The organism is Hydrogenophaga sp. FW305-3-2-15-A-LB1, assembly GCF_058787875.1.
This window is the reverse complement of record NZ_JBYTAE010000042.1, coordinates 19,376-41,895: the sequence shown is the minus strand read 5'-3', so window position 1 is coordinate 41,895 and position 22,520 is coordinate 19,376. Positions and strand designations below refer to the sequence as shown.

Annotated in this window: 24 protein-coding genes; 8 read left to right on the top strand and 16 right to left on the bottom strand. The window is 67.9% G+C overall.

The window, feature by feature from the left end; all coding sequences use genetic code 11:
- Positions 1-13 precede the first annotated feature (13 nt).
- Positions 14-325, bottom strand: coding sequence for a high-potential iron-sulfur protein (locus AC3WPZ_RS14435; RefSeq protein WP_382324152.1), 312 nt, complete (start codon positions 323-325; stop codon positions 14-16).
- A gap of 96 nt (positions 326-421) precedes the next feature.
- Between AC3WPZ_RS14435 and hpnD the strand changes: the two genes are divergently transcribed.
- From hpnD to AC3WPZ_RS14420, 3 genes are all read left to right on the top strand, one after another.
- Entirely contained in the window at positions 422-1,288 is an 867-nt protein-coding gene (gene hpnD, locus AC3WPZ_RS14430) for a presqualene diphosphate synthase HpnD (RefSeq protein ID WP_382324151.1), read from the top strand.
- A gap of 37 nt (positions 1,289-1,325) precedes the next feature.
- The gene (hpnE, locus tag AC3WPZ_RS14425) at positions 1,326-2,687 is read left to right on the top strand and encodes a hydroxysqualene dehydroxylase HpnE (RefSeq protein WP_382324149.1); all 1,362 of its coding nucleotides are present in this window, start codon (positions 1,326-1,328) and stop codon (positions 2,685-2,687) included.
- A gap of 86 nt (positions 2,688-2,773) precedes the next feature.
- Positions 2,774-3,235, top strand: a complete 462-nt coding sequence (locus AC3WPZ_RS14420) for an SH3 domain-containing protein (RefSeq protein ID WP_382324147.1) — start codon at positions 2,774-2,776, stop codon at positions 3,233-3,235.
- Between the two features lie 10 nt (positions 3,236-3,245).
- On the opposite strand, the gene AC3WPZ_RS14415 is transcribed toward AC3WPZ_RS14420, so the two are convergent.
- Both AC3WPZ_RS14415 and AC3WPZ_RS14410 read right to left on the bottom strand, forming a co-directional pair.
- Positions 3,246-3,896, bottom strand: a complete 651-nt coding sequence (locus AC3WPZ_RS14415; RefSeq protein ID WP_382326902.1) for a glutathione S-transferase family protein — start codon at positions 3,894-3,896, stop codon at positions 3,246-3,248.
- A 2-nt stretch (positions 3,897-3,898) separates the two neighbouring features.
- Positions 3,899-4,615, bottom strand: a complete 717-nt coding sequence (locus AC3WPZ_RS14410; RefSeq protein ID WP_492440215.1) for an HAD family hydrolase — start codon at positions 4,613-4,615, stop codon at positions 3,899-3,901.
- A 19-nt stretch (positions 4,616-4,634) separates the two neighbouring features.
- On the opposite strand from AC3WPZ_RS14410, the gene hemH reads away from it, so the two are divergent.
- The 3 genes from hemH to AC3WPZ_RS14395 all read left to right on the top strand — a co-directional run bounded on the left by hemH (position 4,635) and on the right by AC3WPZ_RS14395 (position 6,429).
- Entirely contained in the window at positions 4,635-5,726 is a 1,092-nt protein-coding gene (gene hemH, locus AC3WPZ_RS14405) for a ferrochelatase (protein WP_382326904.1), read from the top strand.
- Between the two features lie 27 nt (positions 5,727-5,753).
- Positions 5,754-6,104, top strand: coding sequence for a DUF2200 domain-containing protein (locus AC3WPZ_RS14400; RefSeq protein ID WP_382324143.1), 351 nt, complete (start codon positions 5,754-5,756; stop codon positions 6,102-6,104).
- A gap of 109 nt (positions 6,105-6,213) precedes the next feature.
- On the top strand, positions 6,214-6,429 hold the full coding sequence (locus AC3WPZ_RS14395; RefSeq protein ID WP_492440212.1) for a hypothetical protein: 216 nt from the start codon (positions 6,214-6,216) through the stop codon (positions 6,427-6,429).
- Between the two features lie 40 nt (positions 6,430-6,469).
- Here the strand turns inward: AC3WPZ_RS14395 and AC3WPZ_RS14390 are convergent, their stop codons facing one another.
- Complete coding sequence (locus AC3WPZ_RS14390; protein WP_492440210.1) at positions 6,470-7,363, bottom strand: YihY/virulence factor BrkB family protein; 894 nt, start codon at positions 7,361-7,363, stop codon at positions 6,470-6,472.
- Positions 7,364-7,497: 134 nt separating this feature from the next.
- Here AC3WPZ_RS14390 and AC3WPZ_RS14385 point away from each other — a divergent pair, with 134 nt between their 5' ends.
- Positions 7,498-7,956: a nuclear transport factor 2 family protein gene (locus tag AC3WPZ_RS14385; protein WP_492440209.1), complete on the top strand. Its 459-nt coding sequence runs from the start codon at positions 7,498-7,500 to the stop codon at positions 7,954-7,956.
- A 9-nt stretch (positions 7,957-7,965) separates the two neighbouring features.
- On the opposite strand, the gene AC3WPZ_RS14380 is transcribed toward AC3WPZ_RS14385, so the two are convergent.
- The 7 genes from AC3WPZ_RS14380 to AC3WPZ_RS14350 all read right to left on the bottom strand — a co-directional run bounded on the left by AC3WPZ_RS14380 (position 7,966) and on the right by AC3WPZ_RS14350 (position 15,452).
- Positions 7,966-8,853 carry an alpha/beta fold hydrolase gene (locus AC3WPZ_RS14380; RefSeq protein ID WP_444686301.1) on the bottom strand — a complete coding sequence of 296 codons (888 nt, stop codon included), beginning with the start codon at positions 8,851-8,853 and terminating at the stop codon, positions 7,966-7,968.
- Positions 8,850-9,953 (bottom strand): branched-chain amino acid ABC transporter permease, encoded by a 1,104-nt coding sequence (locus tag AC3WPZ_RS14375; protein ID WP_291112288.1) that lies wholly within the window; start codon positions 9,951-9,953, stop codon positions 8,850-8,852. The genes AC3WPZ_RS14380 and AC3WPZ_RS14375 overlap by 4 nt, the downstream gene beginning before the upstream one ends.
- Before the next feature lie 14 nt (positions 9,954-9,967).
- Positions 9,968-10,954: a branched-chain amino acid ABC transporter permease gene (locus AC3WPZ_RS14370; RefSeq protein ID WP_382158812.1), complete on the bottom strand. Its 987-nt coding sequence runs from the start codon at positions 10,952-10,954 to the stop codon at positions 9,968-9,970.
- Entirely contained in the window at positions 10,951-11,688 is a 738-nt protein-coding gene (locus tag AC3WPZ_RS14365) for an ABC transporter ATP-binding protein (RefSeq protein ID WP_382158814.1), read from the bottom strand. Before AC3WPZ_RS14365 ends, AC3WPZ_RS14370 begins: the two co-directional genes overlap by 4 nt.
- Positions 11,685-12,446 carry an ABC transporter ATP-binding protein gene (locus AC3WPZ_RS14360; protein WP_291112282.1) on the bottom strand — a complete coding sequence of 254 codons (762 nt, stop codon included), beginning with the start codon at positions 12,444-12,446 and terminating at the stop codon, positions 11,685-11,687. The genes AC3WPZ_RS14365 and AC3WPZ_RS14360 overlap by 4 nt, the downstream gene beginning before the upstream one ends.
- A 142-nt stretch (positions 12,447-12,588) precedes the next feature.
- Positions 12,589-13,797 carry a substrate-binding domain-containing protein gene (locus AC3WPZ_RS14355; protein WP_382158817.1) on the bottom strand — a complete coding sequence of 403 codons (1,209 nt, stop codon included), beginning with the start codon at positions 13,795-13,797 and terminating at the stop codon, positions 12,589-12,591.
- A gap of 167 nt (positions 13,798-13,964) precedes the next feature.
- Positions 13,965-15,452, bottom strand: coding sequence for a sigma-54 interaction domain-containing protein (locus AC3WPZ_RS14350; RefSeq protein WP_382158819.1), 1,488 nt, complete (start codon positions 15,450-15,452; stop codon positions 13,965-13,967).
- Positions 15,453-15,752: 300 nt separating this feature from the next.
- On the opposite strand from AC3WPZ_RS14350, the gene AC3WPZ_RS14345 reads away from it, so the two are divergent.
- On the top strand, positions 15,753-16,967 hold the full coding sequence (locus AC3WPZ_RS14345; protein ID WP_492440208.1) for a hypothetical protein: 1,215 nt from the start codon (positions 15,753-15,755) through the stop codon (positions 16,965-16,967).
- Between the two features lie 19 nt (positions 16,968-16,986).
- Here the strand turns inward: AC3WPZ_RS14345 and AC3WPZ_RS14340 are convergent, their stop codons facing one another.
- The 5 genes from AC3WPZ_RS14340 to AC3WPZ_RS14320 all read right to left on the bottom strand — a co-directional run bounded on the left by AC3WPZ_RS14340 (position 16,987) and on the right by AC3WPZ_RS14320 (position 22,443).
- The gene (locus AC3WPZ_RS14340) at positions 16,987-17,856 is read right to left on the bottom strand and encodes a DUF6882 domain-containing protein (RefSeq protein WP_382158823.1); all 870 of its coding nucleotides are present in this window, start codon (positions 17,854-17,856) and stop codon (positions 16,987-16,989) included.
- 348 nt (positions 17,857-18,204) lie between these two features.
- Complete coding sequence (locus tag AC3WPZ_RS14335) at positions 18,205-19,704, bottom strand: tripartite tricarboxylate transporter permease (RefSeq protein ID WP_382164011.1); 1,500 nt, start codon at positions 19,702-19,704, stop codon at positions 18,205-18,207.
- Positions 19,705-19,726: 22 nt separating this feature from the next.
- On the bottom strand, positions 19,727-20,257 hold the full coding sequence (locus AC3WPZ_RS14330; protein WP_291112259.1) for a tripartite tricarboxylate transporter TctB family protein: 531 nt from the start codon (positions 20,255-20,257) through the stop codon (positions 19,727-19,729).
- A 93-nt stretch (positions 20,258-20,350) separates the two neighbouring features.
- Positions 20,351-21,310 carry a tripartite tricarboxylate transporter substrate binding protein gene (locus AC3WPZ_RS14325; RefSeq protein ID WP_382158825.1) on the bottom strand — a complete coding sequence of 320 codons (960 nt, stop codon included), beginning with the start codon at positions 21,308-21,310 and terminating at the stop codon, positions 20,351-20,353.
- Between the two features lie 116 nt (positions 21,311-21,426).
- Positions 21,427-22,443: a porin gene (locus AC3WPZ_RS14320; protein WP_444686299.1), complete on the bottom strand. Its 1,017-nt coding sequence runs from the start codon at positions 22,441-22,443 to the stop codon at positions 21,427-21,429.
- Positions 22,444-22,520: the final 77 nt, after the last annotated feature.

Genomic DNA, 22,520 nt, shown 5'->3' with positions numbered 1-22,520 from the left:
GGCGGCGCCCGCGTCAACCCTTGGGCACGTGGGCGCTGCACCAGCCGTTGGCCACCACCATCTTGCCGGTGAAGATGGTGCAACCCCCCACCGCGTCACCGGGCTTGCCGGTGTAGAGCTGGCAGTTGCGGCAGGTCTGCGCCGGGGTGTGCCTGGGGAACTTGCGCGGATCCACCTTCTGGGTGTCGGGCGTGTAGCCCAGGGCCAGGGCGGTGGGGTCCTTGTCGCCCACCATGGCCGGCTGGGCCACCGCCGAGGCGGCCCAGCCGGCCGCGCCGGTGGCGGCCGCTCGCAACAGAAAGACGCGACGGTTCGAATCGTTCATGGGGCACCTCGTGGGGGACGCGCTGGATCGCCGGCCCATCCTACCCGCAGGCGGTGGGCCCGGGTGCGTACACTTGGGCCCCGGATCGCACCACGCATGAGCCCTCAAGACTACGTCCAGCAAAAAGCCGCTGCCTCAGGCAGCAGCTTCTACTACGCCTTCCTGTTCCTGCCGGCCGAGCGCCGCGCGGCCATCACCGCCTTCTACGCCTTCTGCCGCGAGGTGGACGACGTGGTGGACGAGGTCAGCGACCCCGCCGTGGCCCAGACCAAGCTGGCCTGGTGGCGCCGCGAGGTGGCGCAAGCCTATGCCGGCGAGCCCAGCCACCCGGTGATGCAGGCGCTGATGCCGCTGGCCAAGACCTACGAGATCGAGATCCGCCACCTGCTGGCCGTGATCGACGGCTGCCAGATGGACCTGGAGCAGAACCGCTACCTCGACTTCGCCAACCTGCAGCGCTACTGCCACCTGGTGGCCGGCGTGGTGGGGGAAGTGGCGGCGCGCATCTTCGGCCAGACGCAGATCGCCACCACCGAATACGCCCACCGCCTGGGCCTGGCCTTCCAGCTCACCAACATCATCCGCGACGTGGGCGAGGACGCCACTCGCGGGCGCATCTACCTGCCTGTGAACGAGCTGCAGAGCTTCAACGTGCGGGCCCACGAGCTGCTGCAGCGCGGCGCCGCGCCCGGCACCGATGTGACCGACTTCCAGCGCCGCTTCCACGCGCTGATGCAGTTCCAGTGCACGCGCGCCCTGCAGACCTACGACGATGCCCTGGCCCTGTTGCCCGCGGCCGACCGCCGTGCCCAGAAACCGGGCCTGATGATGGCCAGCATCTACCGCACCCTGCTCAAGGAAATCGCGGCCGACCCGCTGCTGGTGCTGACCCAGCGCGTGAGCCTGACGCCTTTGCGCAAGTTCTGGCTGGCCTGGAAAGTCCAGGCCCTGGGCAGGCTATGAGCCCCACGCTGCGCCGCCGCGCGGGTCTTCGCGTCCTATGAGGCTCGCCGTCGTCGGTGCCGGCTGGGCCGGCATGGCCGCCGCGGTGGAAGCCGCCTCGCGCGGCATCGATGTGACGGTGTTCGAATCGGCGCGCACGCTCGGGGGCCGCGCGCGCGCCCTGCCCGCGCAGTTGCCCGACGGCACGCCGCTCACGATCGACAACGGACAACACATCCTCATCGGCGCCTACAGCGACACGCTGGCGCTGATGCAGCGCGTGGGGCTGGACCTGTCCCAGGCGCTGCTGGCCCTGCCCCTCGCCCTGCCGCACACCGACGGCTCGGGCCTGCAGACGCCGGCCTGGGCCGCGCACTGGCCCGCGCCGCTGGACGCGCTCGCCGCCATCGCCACCACGCGCAGCTGGCGCTGGCGCGAGCGGCTCGCGCTCGTCAACGCCTCGCTGCGCTGGCAGCGCCAGGGCTTCCAATGCGATCCCCAGCTCACCGTGGCCGAGCTCTGCGCCCGCCTGCCCGCGCGCGTGGTGCAGGAGCTCATCGAACCGCTGTGCGTGTCCGCGCTGAACACGCCCACGGTGGACGCGAGCGCGGCCGTGTTCCTGCGCGTGCTGCGCGATGCCCTGTTCGGCAAGGGCTTCGCGGGCTTCAGCGCGTCCAGCCTGCTGCTGCCGCGCACCGACCTCTCGCGCCTGTTCCCCGATGCGGCGGCCGAGTGGCTGCTGCGCCATGGCGGCTCGACCCAGATGCGCATCGGCACCCGCGTGAGCACCCTGCGCCCGCTGGCCACGCAATGGATGCTGGGCCACGAAGGTGGCGAAGAGGCCTTTGACCGCGTGATCTGGGCCACCGCCGCGAGCCCCGCCGAAAAGGCCATCCGCCAGGCCGCCGACGCCTGCGACGAAAGCACCGAGCCCATCCTCAAGGCCTGGGCGCGCTCGGCCCGCGCGCTGCCCTTCACGGCCATCACGACCGTGTATGCCTGGGCATCCGGCGCGCGCCTGGCCTCGCCCATGCTGGCCCTGCGCGCCGAGCCCGACGCCCAGACCGCCCCCGCGCAGTTCGTGTTCGACCGGGGCCAGCTCAGCCCCGCGGACCCGGCCGCGCAAGGCCTGCTGGCCTTCGTGGTGAGCACCAGCGGCGAGGACCGCGACGACCTGCAGACCCAGGTGCTCGAACAAGGCCGGCGCCAGCTCGGCCTGCCCGCGCTGCAGGCCGTGCAGACCGTGGTGGAAAAGCGCGCCACCTTTGCCTGCACGCCCGGCCTGGTTCGGCCGGTGCAGGCCATCGCCCCCGGGCTCTGGGCCGCGGGCGACTACGTGGAAGGGCCCTACCCCGCCACGCTCGAAGGCGCGGTGCGCAGCGGCCTCGCGGCGGCCCGGCTCGCCACCGAAGCCCACTGATCCACGCATCTGCGGAACCTCTGGGGCGCACGGGGTTCACACCGTGTGACATTTTTTTCAACCCCGACCCGAAGGAGACCTCGCGGATGAACGCCCCCCACCCCGCCCGACACCTCATCGCCGCCGCCGGCCTGTGCCTGCTCGCGCTCAGCACGAGCGTGGCGCAGGCGCAAAGCATGGTCAGTGTGCAGGGCAGCACGCTCAACATGCGCGAAGGCCCGAGCACCAAGGCCGCCGTGCTGTGGGAACTCAAGCGGGGCTACCCGCTGCAGATCACCGAGCGCAAGGGCAGCTGGGTCAAGGTGCGCGACTTCGAGGGCGACACGGGCTGGGTCGCGCGCTCGCTCACCGGCAACACGCCGCACCATGTCGTGAAGGCGAAGGTCGCCAACATCCGCAGCGGCCCGGGCGCACAGCACCGCATCGTGGGCAAGGCGGAATACGGCGAGTTGCTGCGCACGCGCGAGAAGCGGGCCGACTGGGTGCGCGTGGAACGCGAAGAAGGCGTGGGCGGCTGGATCGCCAAACAGCTGCTCTGGGGCTTCTGAGCCCCGGCGCTCAGCCGTTCTCGCGCACCGCGAGGTAGGCCGGGCGCGCCATGCAGCGCCGGATCCATTCGTGCGTGAGCGGGTGGGCGTCCATCAGCGCCCTGGACGGGCGCGCCCAGTTCAAGACGCTGGCCACGCACAGGTCGGCCACGGTGAAGCGCGCGGCGGCGAGGTGGGCCTGGTCCGCCTCTTTCTGGCGCTGCAGGTGCCGCTCGATCACGCGCAGCGGCACCGCCAGGCGGCGCTCGGCCGCGTCGGCCAGCTCGGGCTTGCGCCGCTCCATGGGCATCACCAGCCGGTGCATCAGCACCGTGAGCGCATCGGCCTCGGTTTCGGTCATGGCCCAGAAGCTCCAGCGCAGGGCTTCGGCGTCTTCGTGCGGTGTGGCCGGCGTGATGCTTGCGCCGTCGGCCGGGCCGTGGTGGCGCGCGATGTACAGCGCGCAGGCCATGCTCTCCCACACCACCACATCGCCTTCGGGCCGGGCATCCACCACCGCCGGCACGCGGCCGTTGGGGTTGATCGCGAGGAACTCGGGCGTGCGCGTGCCGCGGTCCTGGTAGGCCAGCTCGACGTGCTTGAAATCGAGGCCCAGTTCGGTGGCGGCCCAGAGCGGGCGGACAGCGCGGGAAGCGGGAATGCCGTAGATCGTGAGGCCCATGCTCAGCCCAGCTGGCGGCACAGGGCCATCAGGTCGGCCACGGTGACATGGGGTTGCAGCGGCGCGTGCGCCCAGGCGTGGCCGGCGCGGTTGAGCCAGGCCACCTGCATGCCCGCGCCCAGCGCCCCCACCACGTCGAGCTGCGCGTCGTCACCGATGTGCAGCACCTCGGCGGCGCCCACGCCCGCGCTGCCGGCGGCCGCGTGGAAGATCCGCGCATCGGGCTTGCCCACGCCGAACTCGTGCGCGCTGAACGCCGCATGGAAATGCTGGCCCAGGCCCACCGTGTGCACGTTGGCATTGCCATTGGACAGGGCCACCACCGGGTAGCGCTTCGCCAGAAACTCCAGCGCCGGCAAGGCGTCCTCGAACAGCTCCACGCGCTGGCGCTCGGCAAAGAAGATGTCGAAGGCCGGCTCGGCCAGCGCCGGGTCGTCGCCCGCGCGCGTCAGCACCAGGCGGATCGCCTCGCGGCGCAAGGCACTCATGTCGTGCGCCAGGTCGGGCCGCAGGGCGTGCATTTCGTTGCGCACCGCGCGCAGGGCTTTGGGGTCGCCCCACTGCGCGGCGGTGGCCGGCGCGTGCTCCAGCAGCCAGGCGGCCAGCACGGCCTCGGCGCGCTCGATGATGGGCCAGATCGGCCACAGCGTGTCGTCCAGATCGATGGTGATGGCGCGGATGCGGCTGACGTCCAGCGCAGTGGGGAGGGGGGTATTCATGTCTGCGGGAGAATAGCGCATGCCCTTCCGCCCCGAACCGACGATCCCCCATGGCCAACCTGCGCGCACGGCCATCGTCTATTGCAACCTCGGCACGCCCGACGAAGCCAGCGCCCCCGCCCTGCGCCGCTACCTCGCCGAGTTCCTCGGCGACCCCCGCGTGGTGGAGATTCCCCCGCTGGTCTGGTGGCCCATCCTGCACGGCATCATCCTGCGCACGCGACCGAAGAAGTCCGCCGCCAAATACGCCAGCGTCTGGCTGCCCGAGGGCTCGCCGCTGAAGGTGTGGACCGAAAAACAGGCCACGCTGCTGCGCGGCTACCTGGGCGAGCGCGGCCACCAGGTGACGGTGCGCTATGCCATGCGCTACGGCAACCCGTCCATCGCGTCCGTGCTCGACGAGCTCAAGGCCCAGGGCGTGGCCCGCGTGCTGGTGCTGCCGGCCTATCCGCAGTACAGCGGCACCACCACCGCCAGCGTGATCGACGCGGTGACGGCCTGGAGCCAGCCCGTGCGCAGCCTGCCCGAGCTGCGCTTCGTCAACCGCTACCACGACGACCCGGGCTACATCAAGGCGCTGGCCCGGACCATCCGCGCGCACTGGACGGCGCACGGCCAGGGCGACCACCTGGTGATGAGCTTCCACGGCGTGCCCGAGCGCACCCTGCACCTGGGCGACCCCTACCACTGCGAATGCCGCAAGACCGCGCGCCTGCTGGCCGAGCAACTGGGCCTGGCGCCCGAGCGCTACACCCTCACCTTCCAGTCGCGCTTCGGCAAGGCCAAATGGCTGGAGCCCTACACCGAGCCCACGCTGGTGGCAATGGCGAAGAAGGGTTTGAAGAACGTGGACGTGGTCTGCCCCGGCTTCACCAGCGATTGCCTGGAGACGCTGGAAGAAATCAACATGGAGGCGCGCGAAGCCTTTCTGCACGCGGGCGGCCAGCAGTTCCAGTACATCCCCTGCGTGAACGACTCGCCCGAGTGGATTCGCGCACTGGCCGATCTGGCCGAGCGGCACCTGCAAGGCTGGCCCACCAAGACAGCGGACAACCCGATGGAGCTGCAGGCCAGTCGCGAACGGGCCCTGGCGCTGGGCGCGAAAGACTGATCCTGCTGGTTCACACGAGGGAAGACCATGCCCGCCCACCCCATCTTCAAGACGGCGTTTGCCAAGGTCTACCCGCTGTATGTGCAGAAAGCGGAGCGCAAGCACCGGACGAAAGCGGAAGTGGACGACGTCATCCGCTGGCTGACGGGCTACGACCAGGCGGGCCTGGAGCGGCAGATCGCGCAGGGGCACGACTTTGAAACCTTCTTCGCCCAGGCCCCGGCGATGAACCCGAAGACCTCACTGATCACCGGCGTCGTCTGTGGCGTGCGCGTCGAGGCGGTGGAAGACCCACTGATGCAGCGCATCCGCTATCTGGACAAGCTGATCGACGAGCTGGCCAAGGGCAGGACGATGGAGAAGATCCTGCGGCAATAGCGCCGCCGGGAGCGGCCCGCGCGGCCATGAGGACGCGAAGTCGTCCTACATCGCCTCGTGTCCTGGCGCGATAAGGTGGAGCCTCGATCACTGTAGGAGATGCACCGTGGTGACCAGAAGAAAAACCCAAGGCTCGCTCGTCGAGCGAGCCAAAGCGCAAGACGGCGCCCGCGACAGTTTTCCCGGCGAGCACTGGCTGGTGCTGGGCGCGGGCATTGCGGCATGGGCGCTCACGCGCACGAGCCCTTCGGTGGTCGTGCGCACGGCAGGTAGCTGGCGGCCACCGCCCTCGTGGGCCGAGCCGCCAGCGGCCGCGATGGCTTGAGCAAGCTGCTGCGCTACACGCCGTTGGGCCGGCGCATCCGCTAAGACGGGGAGGTCTTGCCGTCTGGCTCCACCGAGCCGCGCAGCACCCCATTGATCTCGGCACCGAAGATCAGCGTGGTGGCGCTGATGTACAGAAACACCAGCGTGGCCACCACGCCCGCGAAGCTGCCGTAGAGCAAGGCCAGCTTGCCCGCGGTGCGCAAGGTGTACGACAGGCTCGCGGCCGCCCCCACCCAGAGGGCCGCCCCCACCACGGCACCTGGGATCACGGTGTAGAGCCGCTGGCGAATGTCCGGCAGCCAGCCGTACATCAAGGCATACAACATCACCAGCACCAGGAACGCCGAGCCATAGCGCACGCTGTTGCGCGCCCACAAGGTCTCCCGCCCCACGCCCACGTTCTCGGCCAACAACAGCCACACATACGGCATCACCACCACCGAACTGAAAGCCAGCAGCACGCCCGAGCCCACCACCACCGTGAACAGCGTGACCTTGATGCGCGCCTTCCAGAACGGCAGCCCGCGCTCGATGCCATAGGCGCGGTTCAGCGCCGAGCGGATCGCCTGCATGCCCGACGAGGCGGTCCACAGCGTCACCAGCACGCCCACGGCCAGCAAGGCCTGGTTGCGCTGGGCCAGCACCTGCTCGATGACCGGCTGCATCACGTCGCGCACCACTTGCGGCGTGTACCCCACCACGCGGCCCACCAGCGCCGCCGCGTCGCCAGGCTTGCCCAGGTAGCCGGCCGAAGCGGACAACAGGATCAGGAGCGGAAACATGGCCAGCACCGACGAGAACGCGAGGCTGCCGGCCTGGTTGGCGCTCTGGTGCAGGACGTAATTGCGGATGGCCAGCAGGATCACGCGCAACCCTGGTGTGTTCAGCGCGGCGTGCCGAATGCGGCGCCCGGCTTCACGAAGGCGGCTCATGGGTGGAGAAGGAAAATGCCGAACTCAAGACGCATCACGCCACTCCAAGGTTCACGGCCAAACGACAGTCGCCATGGTAGTTGAACCCCATCGATCGGGTGCGATGCCCTTTTTCTCCCTGCAGCGAGGAGCCCATGACCCACCAGACCGGATCTCCATCCATGGAATCGTTGGTGAATGAATTGTTCCAGCGCTATGAGCGCGAGTTCAACCGATCCCTCCGCGGTGATTCAGACCTCGTGGCGGTCGCGAATCTCTACGCCAAGGCATTCATCGCGGCGACCCCGTCGGGCGTGGTCACGGGGCAGAACGACGACCAGTTGAAGCGGGTGATGGCCGACGGCTTCGAGCGCTACCGGCAGATCGGCATGAGCGGCATGAAGCTCCAGCGCCTGGACATCTCCGGCATCGACGATCTTCACGCGCTGGCGCGCGTGGACTGGAAGGCGACCTATGCCATCGGCAACGAAAAAAAGACCATCGACTTCACCAACGCGTACCTCGTCCGCCGGGAAGGCGACACGGCCACGGTGTTTGGCTGGATCACGGGCGACGAGGAAGCCGTGATGAAGGCGCATGGGATCGTTCCGTGAGTGCCCGGCTCAGTGCCCCGCCAGAAACCGCTGCACCAGCTCGAACTGCTCGGGTACGTTGAGCGCGGGCGCGTGCCCGCAGCCGGCAATCGTCACCACCAGCGCGCGCGGCCCGCGGTCGCGCATGGCCTCGGCCGTGTCGGCCAGCAGCAGGTCCGACTCCGCGCCGCGCAGGCACAGCACGGGCACGTCGATGCGGTCGTAGGTGGGCCAGAGGTCGTAGTCCGCGGGGTGGTGGCTGAACTGCATCACCATGGCCGGGTCGTAGTGTGGCGTGACGCGGCCATTGGCCAGTCGGCGCGCCGAGCTTTCGGTGAGCAGGCGCCACTGCGCGTCACTCAGGTAGCCGTAGGGCTTGTAGACGGTGCGGAAGTACTGTTCCAGCTCGCTCATGGTGTGGAACGCGGCCGGGTTGCCCGCGTAGCTGCGGATGCGCTGCACCGCCGCGTCGGCCAGCTTGGGGCCGATGTCGTTGAGCACCAACCGCTCGATGCGCCCGTGCAGCGGGCCGGCGGCGCACACCATGCCGATGGCGCCGCCCATGGAGGTGCCCACCCAATGGAAGCGTTTGATGACGAGCTGGTCCACCAACGCGGTGGCGATGCGCGAATAGAAGTCCAGGCAGTACTCGGCTTCGGGCTCGGGGCTCCATTCCGAGAGGCCGCGCCCGATCGTGTCGGGGCAGATCACGCGCCAGCCCTGCGCGCTGAGGTGCGCGGCCAGTGGGTCCATGTCGCGTCCGGTGCGGGCCAGGCCGTGCCAGGCGACCACCGTCTGACCATTGGGCGTCTCGGGCTCCCAGTCCATGAAGTGGATTTCGCGGCCTGCGCAGGTGAGGTAGCGCGAGCGCGGAGTCACGGCGGTGGCCGCGGGCGCGAGGGTGGTGGCGGTGTTCATGGCCGGCCTCCTTTCAGGCGCGCGAGCGAGGCCCGCTCTCGCAGCTTGCCCACGATGCCCGTGGGGAAGTAATACACCGACAGGACGAAGAGCACACCCAGCCAGAGCAGCCAGCGGTCGGGCGTGAGCAGCGCGGGCAACAGCGGCAGGCCTTCGGTGGCGCTGCCGGCCATGCGCAGCAGGTCCTGCAGGTAACTTTGCGCCACCACGAAAAGCACGCTGCCGATGAAAGCGCCGTAGAGCGTGCCCATGCCGCCGATGACGACGATGAGCAGGATGTCCAGCATGATCTCGAACGAGAGCGAGGTGTCCGGTCCGTTGTAGCGCAGCCAGAGCGCGAGCAGGCAGCCCGCGAGCGTGGCGAAGGAGGCGGAGAGCACGTTGGACAGCGTGCGGTAGACGACGGTGCGGTAGCCCAGGGCCTCGGCACGGAAGTCGTTCTCGCGGATGGCCTGCAGCACGCGGCCGAAGGGCGAGTTCACGATGCGCAGGATGGTGAGGAAGATCGCGGTGACGGCCAGGAAGATCAGGTAATAGGTGATCAGCCGGCCGTTCAGATCGACCTCGCCCAGCGGCGTCTGCAGCGGCTCTTCGGTCAGCGTGAAGCCGGGCGAGAGCAACTCGGGCACGCGGAAGGTCAGGCCGTCTTCACCACCGGTGAAATCCGACAGCTGCGAGGCCAGCGTGAGAAAGGCCGAGGCCACCGCGAGCGTGATCATGGCGAAGAAGATCGCGCGCACCCGCAGCGAGAACAGGCCGATGAGCAGCGAGAGCACCAGCGAGACCAGCAGCGCGCAGAGCACACCCAGTGCAATGGCGCCCCAGGACGGTGACTCCGCCGCGTTGAGCGCGATGGCCACGCCGTAGGCCCCGATGCCGAAGAACATGGTGTGCGCGAAGCTCACGATGCCGGTGTAGCCCAGCAGCAGGTCGAAGCTGGCCACCAGCGCCACGAAGATGAGCACCTTGGCGGCCACGTTGAGCGCTTTCACGCCCGGGAACAGGAAGGGCGCGAAGGCCAGGCCCAGGAAGAGCACGATCAGCAAGGCGACCAGCCAGCGGCTGCGCGGCAGGTCGTTGGAGAGGAGACGGGACAACATGCTTCGGCTCCTTCTTATCGGTTCGTGACCGGGTACACGCCCTGGGGCCGCCACAGCAGGATGGCGACCATGAGCGCGATGTTGGAGAACAGCGCGACCTTGGGCGCCAGGAAGCCGGTGTAGTTGGCCATCAGCCCCACCAGCAGCGCGCCGATGAGCGCGCCCAGCGTGGAGCCCAGGCCGCCGATGATGATGACGATGAAGATCAGCACGTTGACCTGCGCGCCCATCTGCGGCAGCACGGTCTGCTGGTACAGGCCCCACATCACGCCGCCCAGGCCGGCGAGCGCACTGCCCACCACGAACACGCCGATGAAGAGCTGCCGGATGCGGTAGCCGAGGGACTCGACCATCTCGCGGTCCTGCACACCGGCGCGCACCAGCAGGCCGACCTTGGTGCGGTTGAGCGTCCACACCATCGCCGCGAACACGGCCGCGCCCACCAGCACGGCGAGCAGGCGGTACTTCTCCACCGCGGCGTCGCCGAAGATGAAAGAGCCGCGCAGGCTCTCGGGCAGCGGCAGCGCGATCTGCTCCGGGCCCCAGATGACCTTGATCATCTCCTCGCCGATGATCATGCCGCCCATGGTGATGAGGATCTGCTTGAGGTGCATGCCGTACACCGGGCGGATGATGAGCCGCTCGAACACCCAGCCCAGCGCGCCGGCCACGGCCATGGCCACCAGCATGGCGGGCAGCAAGGCCACGAGGTTGAGCCAGAGGCTGTTGGCCGTGGTGTAGCTGCCCATGCTGGCCAGCACGGTGGTGGCCACGAAAGCGCCCAGCGCGATGAACACGCCGTGGCCGAAGTTGAGCACGTCCATGAGGCCGAAGACCAGCGTGAGGCCGGAGGCGATGATGAAGACGATCATGCCCATGGCCAGGCCGGCCACGGTGAGCGTGATCCAGGTGGACGGGCTGCCCACGGCGGGCAGCGCGAGCAGCGCCAGCGCGGGCACCAGGGCCAGCGGCTTCCAGTCGAAGTCGGCGTTGAGTTTCATTGGTGTGCTCCGAGGGACAGGCCCAGCAGCTTGGATTGCAGCGATTCGTCGGCCGCGAGTTCGGCCATGGAGCCGCTGTGCACGACGCGGCCGTCGTCCATCACGGCCACGGTGTCGCCGAGCTGGCGCGCGAAGTTGAAGTTCTGCTCGACGAGCAGGATGGTGGTCTTGGCGGCCTTGAGTTCGCGGAAGGCCGCGATCATGTTCTGGATGATCGCGGGCGCCAGGCCCTTGCTGGGCTCGTCGATCAGCAGCAGCTTGCGCGGCTCGACGATGGCGCGCGAGACGGCGAGCATCTGCTTCTGCCCACCGCTCAACTTGCCGGCCGGGTGCAGCCAGAATTTCTTCATGGCCGGGAACAGGCCGAAGATCCATTCGAGGCGGTTGGTGTCGATGTCGTCCAGGCTGCGCGCGCCGCGCGCGGCCAGCAGCATGTTCTCGCGCACCGAGAGGTCCGCGAAGATGCCCATGCTCTCGGGCACGTAGGCCACGCCGCTGCGCGCGATGTCGGGCGTGGGGCGCTGGGTGATGTCCTGGCCGTCGAGCGTCACCGTGCCCTGGCTGGCGTGCCACAGGCCCATGATGGTGCGCAGCGTGGTGGTCTTGCCCGCGCCGTTGCGGCCCAGCAGCATCGTGAGCTGGTTGGCGGGCACGGCGAGGTCCACGCCGTGGAGGATGTGGTACGCGCCGATGTGGGTGTGAACCCCTTTCAGCGTCAACAGGTCCTGGCTCATGCGCTCACCTCTTCTTCGGGGTTGATGCCAAGGTAGGCCTGCTGCACCACGGGCGAGGCGATCACGGTGGCGGGTTCGCCATCGGCCACGAGCTCTCCGTTGTGCAGCACGATGATGCGGTCCGAGAGTTCGCGCACCACGTCCATCTTGTGTTCGACCAGCAGGATGGTCTTGCGCTTGTCTTCCTTGAGCTTGCGGATGAGGTTCAGGATCACGGGCACCTCGTCCACGCTCATGCCGGCCGTGGGTTCATCGAACATGAAGACCTGCGGCTCCAGCGCCATGAGGATGCCGACCTCCAGCTTGCGCTGGTCGCCGTGCGGCAGGCTGGAGGCGAGCGCGTCGCGCTTGTCGGCCAGCGCCACGGTTTCCAGCACCTCGTCGGCGCGCTGCAGCAGGTCGCGCCGGTCGCTCCAGATGCGCCACAGGTTCAGCCCCGCGCCCGCCCTCGCCTGCACCGCCAGCCGCACGTTCTCCTGCACCGTGAGGTTGGGGAACAGGTTGGTCAGCTGGAACGCCCGGCCCAGCCCGGCCTGCGCGCGCGCCGGCGCGCCCAGCGCCGAGATGTCCTTGCCACCGAGCCGCACACGGCCCGCGCTGGCCTTGATCTGGCCCGAGATGAGGTTGAAGTAGGTCGTCTTGCCCGCGCCGTTGGGGCCGACGATGGCGGTGAGCGTGCCCGGCGCGAACGCGCACGAGACGGCATTCACCGCCACGTGCCCGCCGAAGCGGACCGTGAGGTCTTGGGTTTCAAGCATGAAGGGACTCTCCGCAGAAGGCAGCGGTATGCCGTGAGCCGCAAGTGCGGCGAACTTCCAGAAACACCGCGGAACCGGCTTTGCCGGGCCGCAGGTGTTGTCCCCCTTTTCAAGGGGGAAGCCGCGTCAGCGGCGCAGGGGGTTACCGGCCATTCCGAATAGGAATGGCAAGGTCCCCGGGTTTGATCTCGCGCACCAGCTCGGGCACGCCCCAGGCAAACGCCGGGTCGGCCTTGATCTTGAAGTGGTACATGCTCTGCATGGCCTGGTGGTCTTCCTTGCGGAAGGTCATCGTGCCCTTGGGCGTGTCGAAGCTCATGCCTTCCATGGTCTTGATGAGCGTGTCGGTCTTGGTGTCGCCATTGGTCTTCTTCAGCGCGGTCACCACGGCCATCGCGGCCGAGAAACCACCGGCGGTGAAGAAGTCCGGCGGCGTCTTGAACTGCTTGTAGTGCTCGGCCACCATCGCGTCGTTCACCGGGTTCTTGGGGATGCCGAAGTAGTAGTACAGCGCGCCCTCCATGCCCGGGAATTGCTTGTAGGCCACCATCGCGGGCAGGATGTTGCCGCCGGTGGCGAGCTTGATGCCGTAGCGCTTGTCCAGCTCCATCTCGGCGATCTTGCCGAAGGGCGTGGGCGCGCCCGACCAGCCCACCGAGATGTACTTGGTGCCCGGCTGGTCCTTGAGCTTGTCGACGATGCGCAGCAGGCCGGCGGTGAAGTCCGTCGTGCCCACGGGCAGGTATTCCTCGTGAACGATCTTGGCCTTCTTGGTGAAGTCCTTGGCGGCCTTCACGCCGTCGCGGCCGAAGGCGTTGTCGTTGGCCAGCATGGCGATCACGTTGCCCGGCTGGTCCAGCGCCACGGCGTTGGCGGCGGCGTCCTGGCTGCTGTTGCGGCCGGTGCGGAAGATGTACTTGTTCCACTTGTCGCCGGTGATCGAGTCGGCCACAGCGGGCTCGACCAGCAGGATCTTCTTGTACTCCTCGGCCACGGGCAGCATGGCCAGGGCCACGGGCGAAGCGGTCGGGCCGATGGCCAGATCCACCTTGTCGTCGGCGTAGGCGGCGGCCAGCAGGCTCTTGCCCACATCGGGCTTGCCCTGGTCGTCCTTCTCGATCACGACGATCTTCTTGCCACCCACCATCATGGTGCCGCCGGTGGCGTAGCTCAGGCCCATCATCAGGCCGGCCTGGGTCTGCTTGGCATAGGCCTCCAGCGGGCCGGTCTTGCTGTGGATGTGGGCGATGCGGATCTCGCCCTTGTTGGCCTGGGCCGAAACGAGCGAGGTGCCGAGCGCCGCGGAGCAGGCGAGCGCGATGACCGCCAGGCGGCGGGTGGTGTGAGTCATGTCTTGTCTCCTGGTTGGAAGGATCGTGACAGCGCGGTGCGCCGTGCCTTCCTTATCGCAGACTTCGTGCCAGCGGTACAGGCCTTTGATTTCAAAGGGTTTTGTTCAGAACGCCCTGGCGATTGTCCAGATTTCAGACAATCTCGAATCGTGAAATTGTCTGAAATTCAGACAATCGTCTGAATTTCAGACGCATCGCCCAAGGCCGCCAAACGGTCGTACAGACTGGCGCGCGAGATGCCGAGCAGCTTCGCGGCTGCGGTGCGGTTCCCACCGGTGCGGGCCAGGGCCTGCGCGATCGCGCGCTGCTCCAGCTCGGCGATCTGCTCGGGCAGCGGGCGCAGTTCGTCGCCCTCTTCCATCGCACGCGCGACGGCCTTCGGCAACGTGGCCGCCGGCGCAAGGGCGGGCAGGCCGGCTTCTTGCAGCACCGCCCCCACCTGCGCGGCGGCGATGTGGTGCGAGTCGCTGCGCAGCGCAAGCTGTTCCAGCACGTTGCGCAGTTCACGGATGTTGCCGCGCCAGGGCTGTGCGGCCAGCAGGGCCTGGGCGTCGGCGGTCAGCTCCAGCTGCGCGCCGCCGCCACGCGCGGCGATGTCTTCGCACAGGGCCTCGATCAGCAGCGCGATGTCGTCCTGCCGCTCGCGCAGCGGCGGCACGCGGATGGGCAACACGTTGAGGCGGTAGTAGAGGTCTTCCCTGAAGCTGCCTTCGCGCACCATCTGCTGCAGGTCGCGCGAGGTGGCGGCGACCACGCGCACGTCGAAGCGCACCAGCTTGTTCGAACCCAGCGGCTCGATCTCGCCTTCCTGCAGCGCGCGCAGCAGCTTGACCTGAACCGACATCGGCATGTCGCCGAGTTCGTCCAGGAACAGCGTGCCGCCATCGGCCAGCTTGAACTTGCCGTCGCGCCCTTTCTTGTCGGCGCCGGTGTAGGCCCCGGGGGCCACGCCGAAGAACTCGGCTTCGAGCAGCGTGTCGGGCACGGCCGCCATGTTCACGCTCACGAACGAGCGGCCCGCGCGCGGCGAGGCCGCGTGGATGGCGTGCGCGAGCAACTCCTTGCCGGTGCCGGTCTCGCCCAGCAACAGCACCGGGCTGGCCGACTGCGCGGCGCGCCGGGCCTGGCGCTTGACCTCCAGCGCGGCGGCGCTGCTGCCCACGAAGCTGGCGAAGGTGTACTTGCTGCGGCGCTGGCTCGCGAGTTCGCGCCGGGCTTCGCTCAGGTCCTGCTCCAGCCGCGCGAACTTGCTGATGAGGGGTTGCAGCGTGGTCTCGGGGTGGTCGAACAGCACGATGCCCAGCACCCCGATCACCTCCCCCGCGTCGTCGCGCAGCGGGATGCGGCTCACCACGAAGGTGCCGGCGCGGTTGGTCAGCAGGTCGATGAGGATGGGCTTGCCGGTGGCCAGCACCTGGTGCATCTGCGTGTTCTGCACCACGCGCGAGACCGGGTGGCCGACGAAGTCTTCCTCGCGCTCGAAGCCCAGCGCGGGCAGGAAGCGGCGGTACTGGTCGTTGATCCAGACCACGCGCGCGTCGCGGTCCACCAGCATCATGCCCTCGCTGGCGTTGGCGAACAGATCGAACATCGACCTCGCGGCGAGTTCGAGGATGCTTTGCGCGTCACGCGGCAGGCGGTTGTCCCGGGTCATGGCGGGATGGTAACCCTGCACTTCTCCGTGCCTGCGCTGTCATTGAAGAGTAATAAGTAAGAACTACGATTCGCCGCGATGACGCACATGGTTCTTTCCTCTGTCCTGGCTTTTCCGACCCGCCCGCCCTCTTCCCGTGGCGAAGTGAATGGGCCGACGGGCAGCCCACGCCACCACGGCCACGCGCACGCGGACGTGTGGGTGTTCAGGGACACCCCACTCGCCTCCACGGACCCGGGGCACCTGGAGGGGGCGGTTAGAGCCCGACGGCTGCATTCCCAACTCGATGCCGTGTGCGGCATGGCCTGCCTCACCCGGGCGCCGCAAGGCGTTGCCTCGGGGCTGAGCAAGGCGCCCCTGGAAAAAACCGGGCATGAGAACAGCGCACCGATCGGGGATGGTTTTCCCGTGGAAGCGCTGGGCGCCTTCCAGGCCCTCCAGGGTGCGGGCGGTGCCATCGACACGGGCGCGGCGATCAAAAACCTGTCCAACACCTGCCAGGCTTTGTCGCACCGACAGGCGACCCACGCCGCATTCGCACAAGGCCAACTGGCGCTGGACGAGGCCCACCGCCGGTGGGCGCATTCAGAGGCACATCCCTCTCTGGCGCGGCGACTGTGCGACGCCGCCAAAAAGGCCTGGCAGGCGCGCGCCTCCAAGGTGCAGCTGGAGACGGCCATGCGGCACGCGCCGGAGCAGATCGTGGATGTGGTTCGCTACACCGTCGTGTCGTGGACATCGCGCCTGTTTTCCGCCCTGAAGCTGGCCTTCAAGGCCAGTGCGTGGCTCTCGTTGGCCGCCAGCATCGTGGGCATCGTGGGCTCGGCGTTTCAAGCCTTGGCGGGCATCTTCAAATGGCATTCGTCGAGCAAGCTGGTCGAACAGGCCAAGCGCGCGCTGCGCTTGATCGAAAGCGGCTCAACAGCCGCCAGCCCGACATCGCTGCAAGCCCATGTGATCCGACACGCCCGCAGCCAACGCAAGGACGCGCTGCAACAAGCCCGAGACAAGCGGACCAAGGCAAGGATAGAAACCATCACCGGCATCGCGGCCACCCTCTTCAGCGCCTTGGCATTCCTCTTTCCCCCGCTGGCGTTCATCGCCATCGCCACAGGCCTGGCCTATGCCGGCTACCGGGTGTACCGAGGCATCCGATCGTTTTTCTCGACGCGCGAACTGAACCGGCGAGAGACGGCCTGGCGCGTCGACTTCCATTCCCCCGCGTTCGTCGAGACCCTGAACCGCTCTGCCCGCTCGGAGGGATGGACGGCCGCCAAGCTGAAGATGGCGGCGGAAAACCCCTGCTACGCCATCCATTGCCTGATCGAACGGATTCAGCAGGATGACGCGGCATGGCTGCACGGCCTGTTGGAGCAACTCGGTGTCTCGCGACCGGATCGAGACGCCGTCTTCTTGCTGGCCCAGACCCATGACGTGCCGCAGGCCAGCCACTGCCTGGAGAGGATGCTCTTCGGGGGCGAGTGGTCCCCGTCCGAGCGAACGGGCACCACCTGAGGTCACGCCACCTGAGGCATCACAGCGTCACGGCCCTGGGCTCATCGAAACTCAGGTACATCCACGTCCCATCGTTGTCGCCCCGGTAGGCCCCGGCGGCCCCGTCGTGCTGTGCGGCCATGGCGGCGAATTGCCAGGCCTCATCCTGCGAGCAGTTCACGACGCGCGTGACCCACCGATCAAAGCCGAGGGTGCGCACCTGCTGTGCGGCCCGTTGCAAGGCGTCGGGCACCGAAGGGTGTTCCCAACCCCAGGTGAAGCGGCTCTCCTTCGTGCAGTAGACCCCCACCACCTGCGCGGCGGCCTGCATCACGCGGCCGTCGGCGAAACTCCAGCGCAACCAGCCTTCGTCCATGTCGAGGTGCCATTGGGTTTCGCTGCCCAGGCCCCATGCCTGGCGGTGCTTCGTCGTCTGCTGCTCCAGCCAGGTCATGGCGGTGACGAGCCATTGGTCTTCGAAGGATTGGTGAGCGGACAGCGCCGCGGCCATCCTGTCCCAGGCCTGAGGCAGTCTCTCGGCGACAGACAAGGCTTCGCCTGGCGTGGATGCGGCTTCGTGGCCCTTGGGCTGGTGGCAGTCGAACTCGATGTTGAACCTGCCGTCGGGATACAGCGTGAAGGTCAGGCCCCACATGCGCTCCCCGGTGGTGCTCAAAAGATCGTCGCGCAGGAACAGCACGGCGTCTTCGGGTGCCGTGAAAGCCCCAGTCGCTGCGAGCCTTTTTCTTTCGATCTGGTTCTCGTGAACCAGATAGATGCTGATTCGGGCCATCTTGTTCAGGATGACCGCATGGCAAGTGACCGAGTCCCACGGCCGCCCACGAATGAAGGCGAGACAGGCGTCTTTCAATTCTTGATGCGCCTGTTCAACAGATCTGGAAGTGTTCATTGCAGAAACCCGAACCTCACGAAGTTGGCATGACTCAACGGGCGAAGACGGGCTCGCCGCCCCACGCTTTTCATGGGCGGCCATGCTGTCTTGGGGGAAAAGCGGCGTCCAACGCCTGTCAAGGCTGACAGGCTTGACGACTCGGGAGGACTTTGACCTCAGGGCCGGACGCGCTTCGTTGCCGCCATCCGGCTTTTCATTCCAGATACCTGCACCTGACTCCTGCGCGGGCAGGAATCGTGGTGGGTCTGCCGGGAAACTGGGTGCTTGCCGCGTTGTATGCAGGTGACAACCCAGGCCTTCCAGGCCAGGGATTCCCCCTAGCCGAGAGACGGTTTCGGATCGAGGCTAGGCCCCCGCAGGCCCTTTGAGCCGTGCCAACAGGCGCGGCAACACCAGCACCACGAGCACCACGGCCAGCAGCGTGGCCGACATGGGGCGCTGCAGGAACACCATGAAGCTGCCTTCCCCGATGGACAAGGCGTTGCGCATCTGCGCTTCGGCCATCGGGCCGAGGATGAGGCCCACGATCACGGGTGCGGTGGGGAAGTCGTAGCGGCGCATCACCACACCGAGCAGGCCCAGGCCGTACATGAGGAAAAGGTCGAACGCGCTCTGGCGCATGCCGTACACACCCACGGTGGCAAAGATCAGGATGCCGGCGTAGAGCTGCGGGCGCGGAATCTTCAGCAGCTTGACCCACAGGCCCACCATGGGCAGGTTGAGCACCAGCAGCATGACGTTGCCGATGTAGAGCGAGGCGATCAGCGCCCACACGAGCGCGGACGAGGTCTGGAACAGCTGCGGGCCGGCGTTGATGCCGTAGTTCTGCAGCGCGCTCAGCAGGATGGCGGCCGTCACCGAGGTCGGAATACCCAGCGTGAGCAGTGGCACCAGCGTGCCGGTGACGGCCGCGTTGTTCGCGGCCTCGGGCCCTGCCACGCCTTCGATGGCGCCGACGGTGCCGAAGTCGGCCTTGTGCTCGGGTGCGGCGAGTTTGCGCTCGGTGGCGTAGCTCAGGAAGGTGGGGATTTCGGTGCCGCCGGCGGGGATGGTGCCGAAGGGGAAACCGATGGCGGTGCCGCGCAGCCAGGCGGGCCAGGAGCGGCGCCATTCGCTGCGCGTCATGTGGGCCTTGTTCATCTTGTTCATGCTGGCCTCGCTGCGGCCTTCGTAGAGCGCGTTGTAGAGCGCTTCGGCCACGGCGAACAGGCCCACGGCAACCAGCACCACCTCGATGCCGTCCATGAACTCCAGGATGCCGCCGGTGTAACGCACCTGCGCGGTGATCTGGTCGATGCCGATGAGGCCCAGCGCCAGACCGAAGAACAGCGCGGTGAGGCCGCGCAAGGTGCTCTGGCCGAGCACCGCGCTCACGGTCGTGAAGGCCAGCAGCATCAGGCAGAAATACTCGGGCGGGCCGAGCTTCACGGCGAATTCGGCCAGCATGGGCGCGAACAGCGTCACCAGGATGGTGGCGATGGTGCCGGCCACGAAGGAGCCGATGGCGGCGGTGGCCAGGGCCGCGCCCGCGCGCCCGCTCTTGGCCATCTTGAAGCCTTCGAGCGCGGTGACCATGGTGCCGGTCTCGCCCGGCGTGTTGAGCAGGATGGAGGTGGTGGAGCCCCCGTACATGGCGCCGTAGTAGATGCCGGCGAAGAAGATCATGGAGGCCGTGGGTTCGACCTGGCCGGTGATGGGCAGCAGCATGGCGACCGTCACGGCCGGGCCCAGGCCGGGCAGCACGCCGATGGCGGTGCCCAGGGCACAGCCCGCGAAGGCCCACAACAGGTTGATGGGAGTGCCGGCGGTGGCGAAGCCCGCGAGCAGTTGGTTGAGGGTGTCCATCATGTCGGTTCCGCCTTCCGATTCAGATCCAGCCGCTGGCGGTGACGCCGGGCAGGTTCACGGCCAGCAGCTTGGTGAACAGCCAGTACACGGGCGCCGCGATGACGATGCCGGTGACCGCGTCCTTCACGGTCTGGCGCAGGTCGCCGATGGGCTTGCCCTCGCTGGCGCGCAGACCGCGCACGGCCAGCGCGAAGCACAGCGCACAGCTCAGGATGAAACCGATGGTGGTGATGAGTGCCGCGTTGAGCAGCACGCCGGCCGAGACCCAGGCCAGCGCGCGCCAGTCGCCGCGCGCCGCGCCCGAAGGCTCTTCCATGTGCCGGTAGCCGCCGGTGCGCACTTCCCAGATGAGCATCACGCCGCAGATGGCGAGCGCCGCGCTCACCACCCAGGGCAGAAAGTCGGGGCCGACGCCGGCGTAACCCGCGTCGGAAGGAATCGCTGCCGCGCCATAGGCAAGCACGGCGGCCACGATCAGTGCGCCGATGCCCATGGCCAGTTGGCCGGGGCGGTGGTCGGGCGCGGCGGCGGCCTGGGGAGTGGGGTTCATGACGGGTCCTTATCAAAACGAATCACCCTGGCGCGCGAACACACCAGGGTGAGGGCATGGCGCTCCCGGCGGGAGCGCACCGAGAAGGCAGGCTCAGACCATGCCGGCACGCACCATGGTCGCGCGCAAGGAGGAGAAGTCCTTGTCGACGAACTCGTCGAAAGCCTTGCCGGTCAGCAGCGCGGGCGTCCAGTTGTTTTTCTCGACGGCGGCCGCCCACGACTTGCTCTGCGTGGCCTTGACGATCATGGCGGTGAGCGCGTCGCGCTGGGCCTGGGTGATGCCGGCCGCGCCGTAGACGCCGCGCCAGTTGCCGATCTCCACGTCGATGCCCTGCTCTTTCAGCGTGGGCACATCGATGCCCTTGACGCGCTGGGCCGAGGTGATGGCGATGGCGCGCATCTTGCCGCTCTCGATGTACTGCTGGAATTCGCTGTAGCCGCTGCCACCCACGGTGACGTTGCCACCCAGGATGGCGGCCGTGGCTTCGCCACCGCCCCGGAACGGCACGTAGTTGATCTTGGATGCGGGCACGCCCACCAGCTGCGCGATCTGCGCCGCGGCGATGTGCTCGGTGGCGCCGCGCGAACCGCCGCCCCACTTGATGCTGCCCGGGTCCTTCTTGAGCTGCTCGACCACGTCCTTCATGGTCTTGAACGGCGAGTTGGAAGGCAGCACGAACACGTTGTACTCGGTACTCAGGCGCGCAATGGGCGTGAGCTGCGTGATGGACACCGGCGGCTTGCCGGTGATGATGCCGCCGAGCATGACGGCGCCCATGACCATCAGCGCGTTCGGGTCGCCCTTGCTCGCGTTGTAGAACTGGGCCAGGCCGATGGCACCGGCCGCACCGCCCTTGTTCTCGTAGGTCACCGAGGCGGCCACGCCGGCATCGCGCATGGCGTCGCCCAGCGCGCGGCCGGTGCCGTCCCAGCCACCGCCGGGGTTGGCGGGGATCATCATCTTGATGTTGGCACTGGCCCACGCGGCGTTGGGCAGCGCGCCGGCGGCGGCGAGGGCCGCAAGGGATTTGAGGAAGGTGTCGCGACGCATGGCTTGTCTCCTAGGGAATGGCTGAACCGATGTGCGTATCTTCTGCCCGCACGCTGTCAGTTCGCTGTCCTTCTGATTGGGGGAAACCCTAGGAGACAGACCGGCGCCGCGCGGGCTCAGAAGCGGTGGCGAATGCCCACCTGGATGCCGTTGGAGCTCGAACCGGCCACCGGGCTGTTGAAGCCGAGCGCCGCCGCCGTGTCGTTGGAGACGGCGGTAAGGTGGCCATAGAGCGCCGTGCGCTTGGACAGGTTGTGGGTGGCCTGCAGGGTGTAGATCTTCGCGTCGTCGCTGGCCGCGGCGGCCGAGCCGTTGACGTTCTTGGCCTGCGCCGCGCCCACCGACACCGTGGTCTCGCCGAACTTGAAGGCCGCCGCCAGGCCGAACAGCTTGAGCTTCTCCACGGCCTTGTCTTCCACGTCGTAGTAGCCGGTGAGCTTGACCGGACCGAAGTCGTACGCCCCCACGAACAGCAGCGCGTCCTTGCCCTGCTTGCCGGCCAGCACGCCGTCGGCATCGGCCACCTGCATCAGCGACAGGCCCAGCGTCCAGGGGCCTTGCGCGTAGAGCGCGTGCGCGCTGACCTGTTTGCCGAAGTCCGCGCTGGCGTTGTTGCTGGCGCGCTCCTCACCCAGGCTGTACTGCAGCTGGAACACGGTGCTGGCCACGGTGGGCGACACGTAGGTGATGGCGTTGTCCACACGGTTGTAGTCCCCGTTGCCGATGATGGGCACCACGCTCACCACGTCGTAGACCTTGGTGCCGATGATGCTGGCGATGTCGTCCATCGGCGTGTACTGGCGGCCCAAGCGCACCGTGCCCCAGTTGCCGCCCAGACCCACATAGCCCTGGCGCCCGAACAGCCGGCCACCCTGGCCGAGCGTGCCCACGTCGGCGTTGAAGCCGGACTCCAGCAGGAAGGTGGCCTTGAGCCCGCCGCCCAGGTCCTCCGTGCCGCGCAGGCCCCAGCGCGAACCCTGCTGCTGCCCCGAGGTCACGCGCGTGACCGAGGTGGCGCCCTTGACGCGCTCGAGCGCCACGTCCACCACACCGTACAGCGTCACGGACGACTGCGCGCTCGCGTAACCGCTGACCAGACCCAGAGCCGCCAAGGCGATGGCATGTTTTTTCATGATGACTTTCAGAAGTGAATGGGAGAGGCCATGCTCGTTTTGGCGGCTGTCAGTTCGCTGTCCAACCGATCGGGACA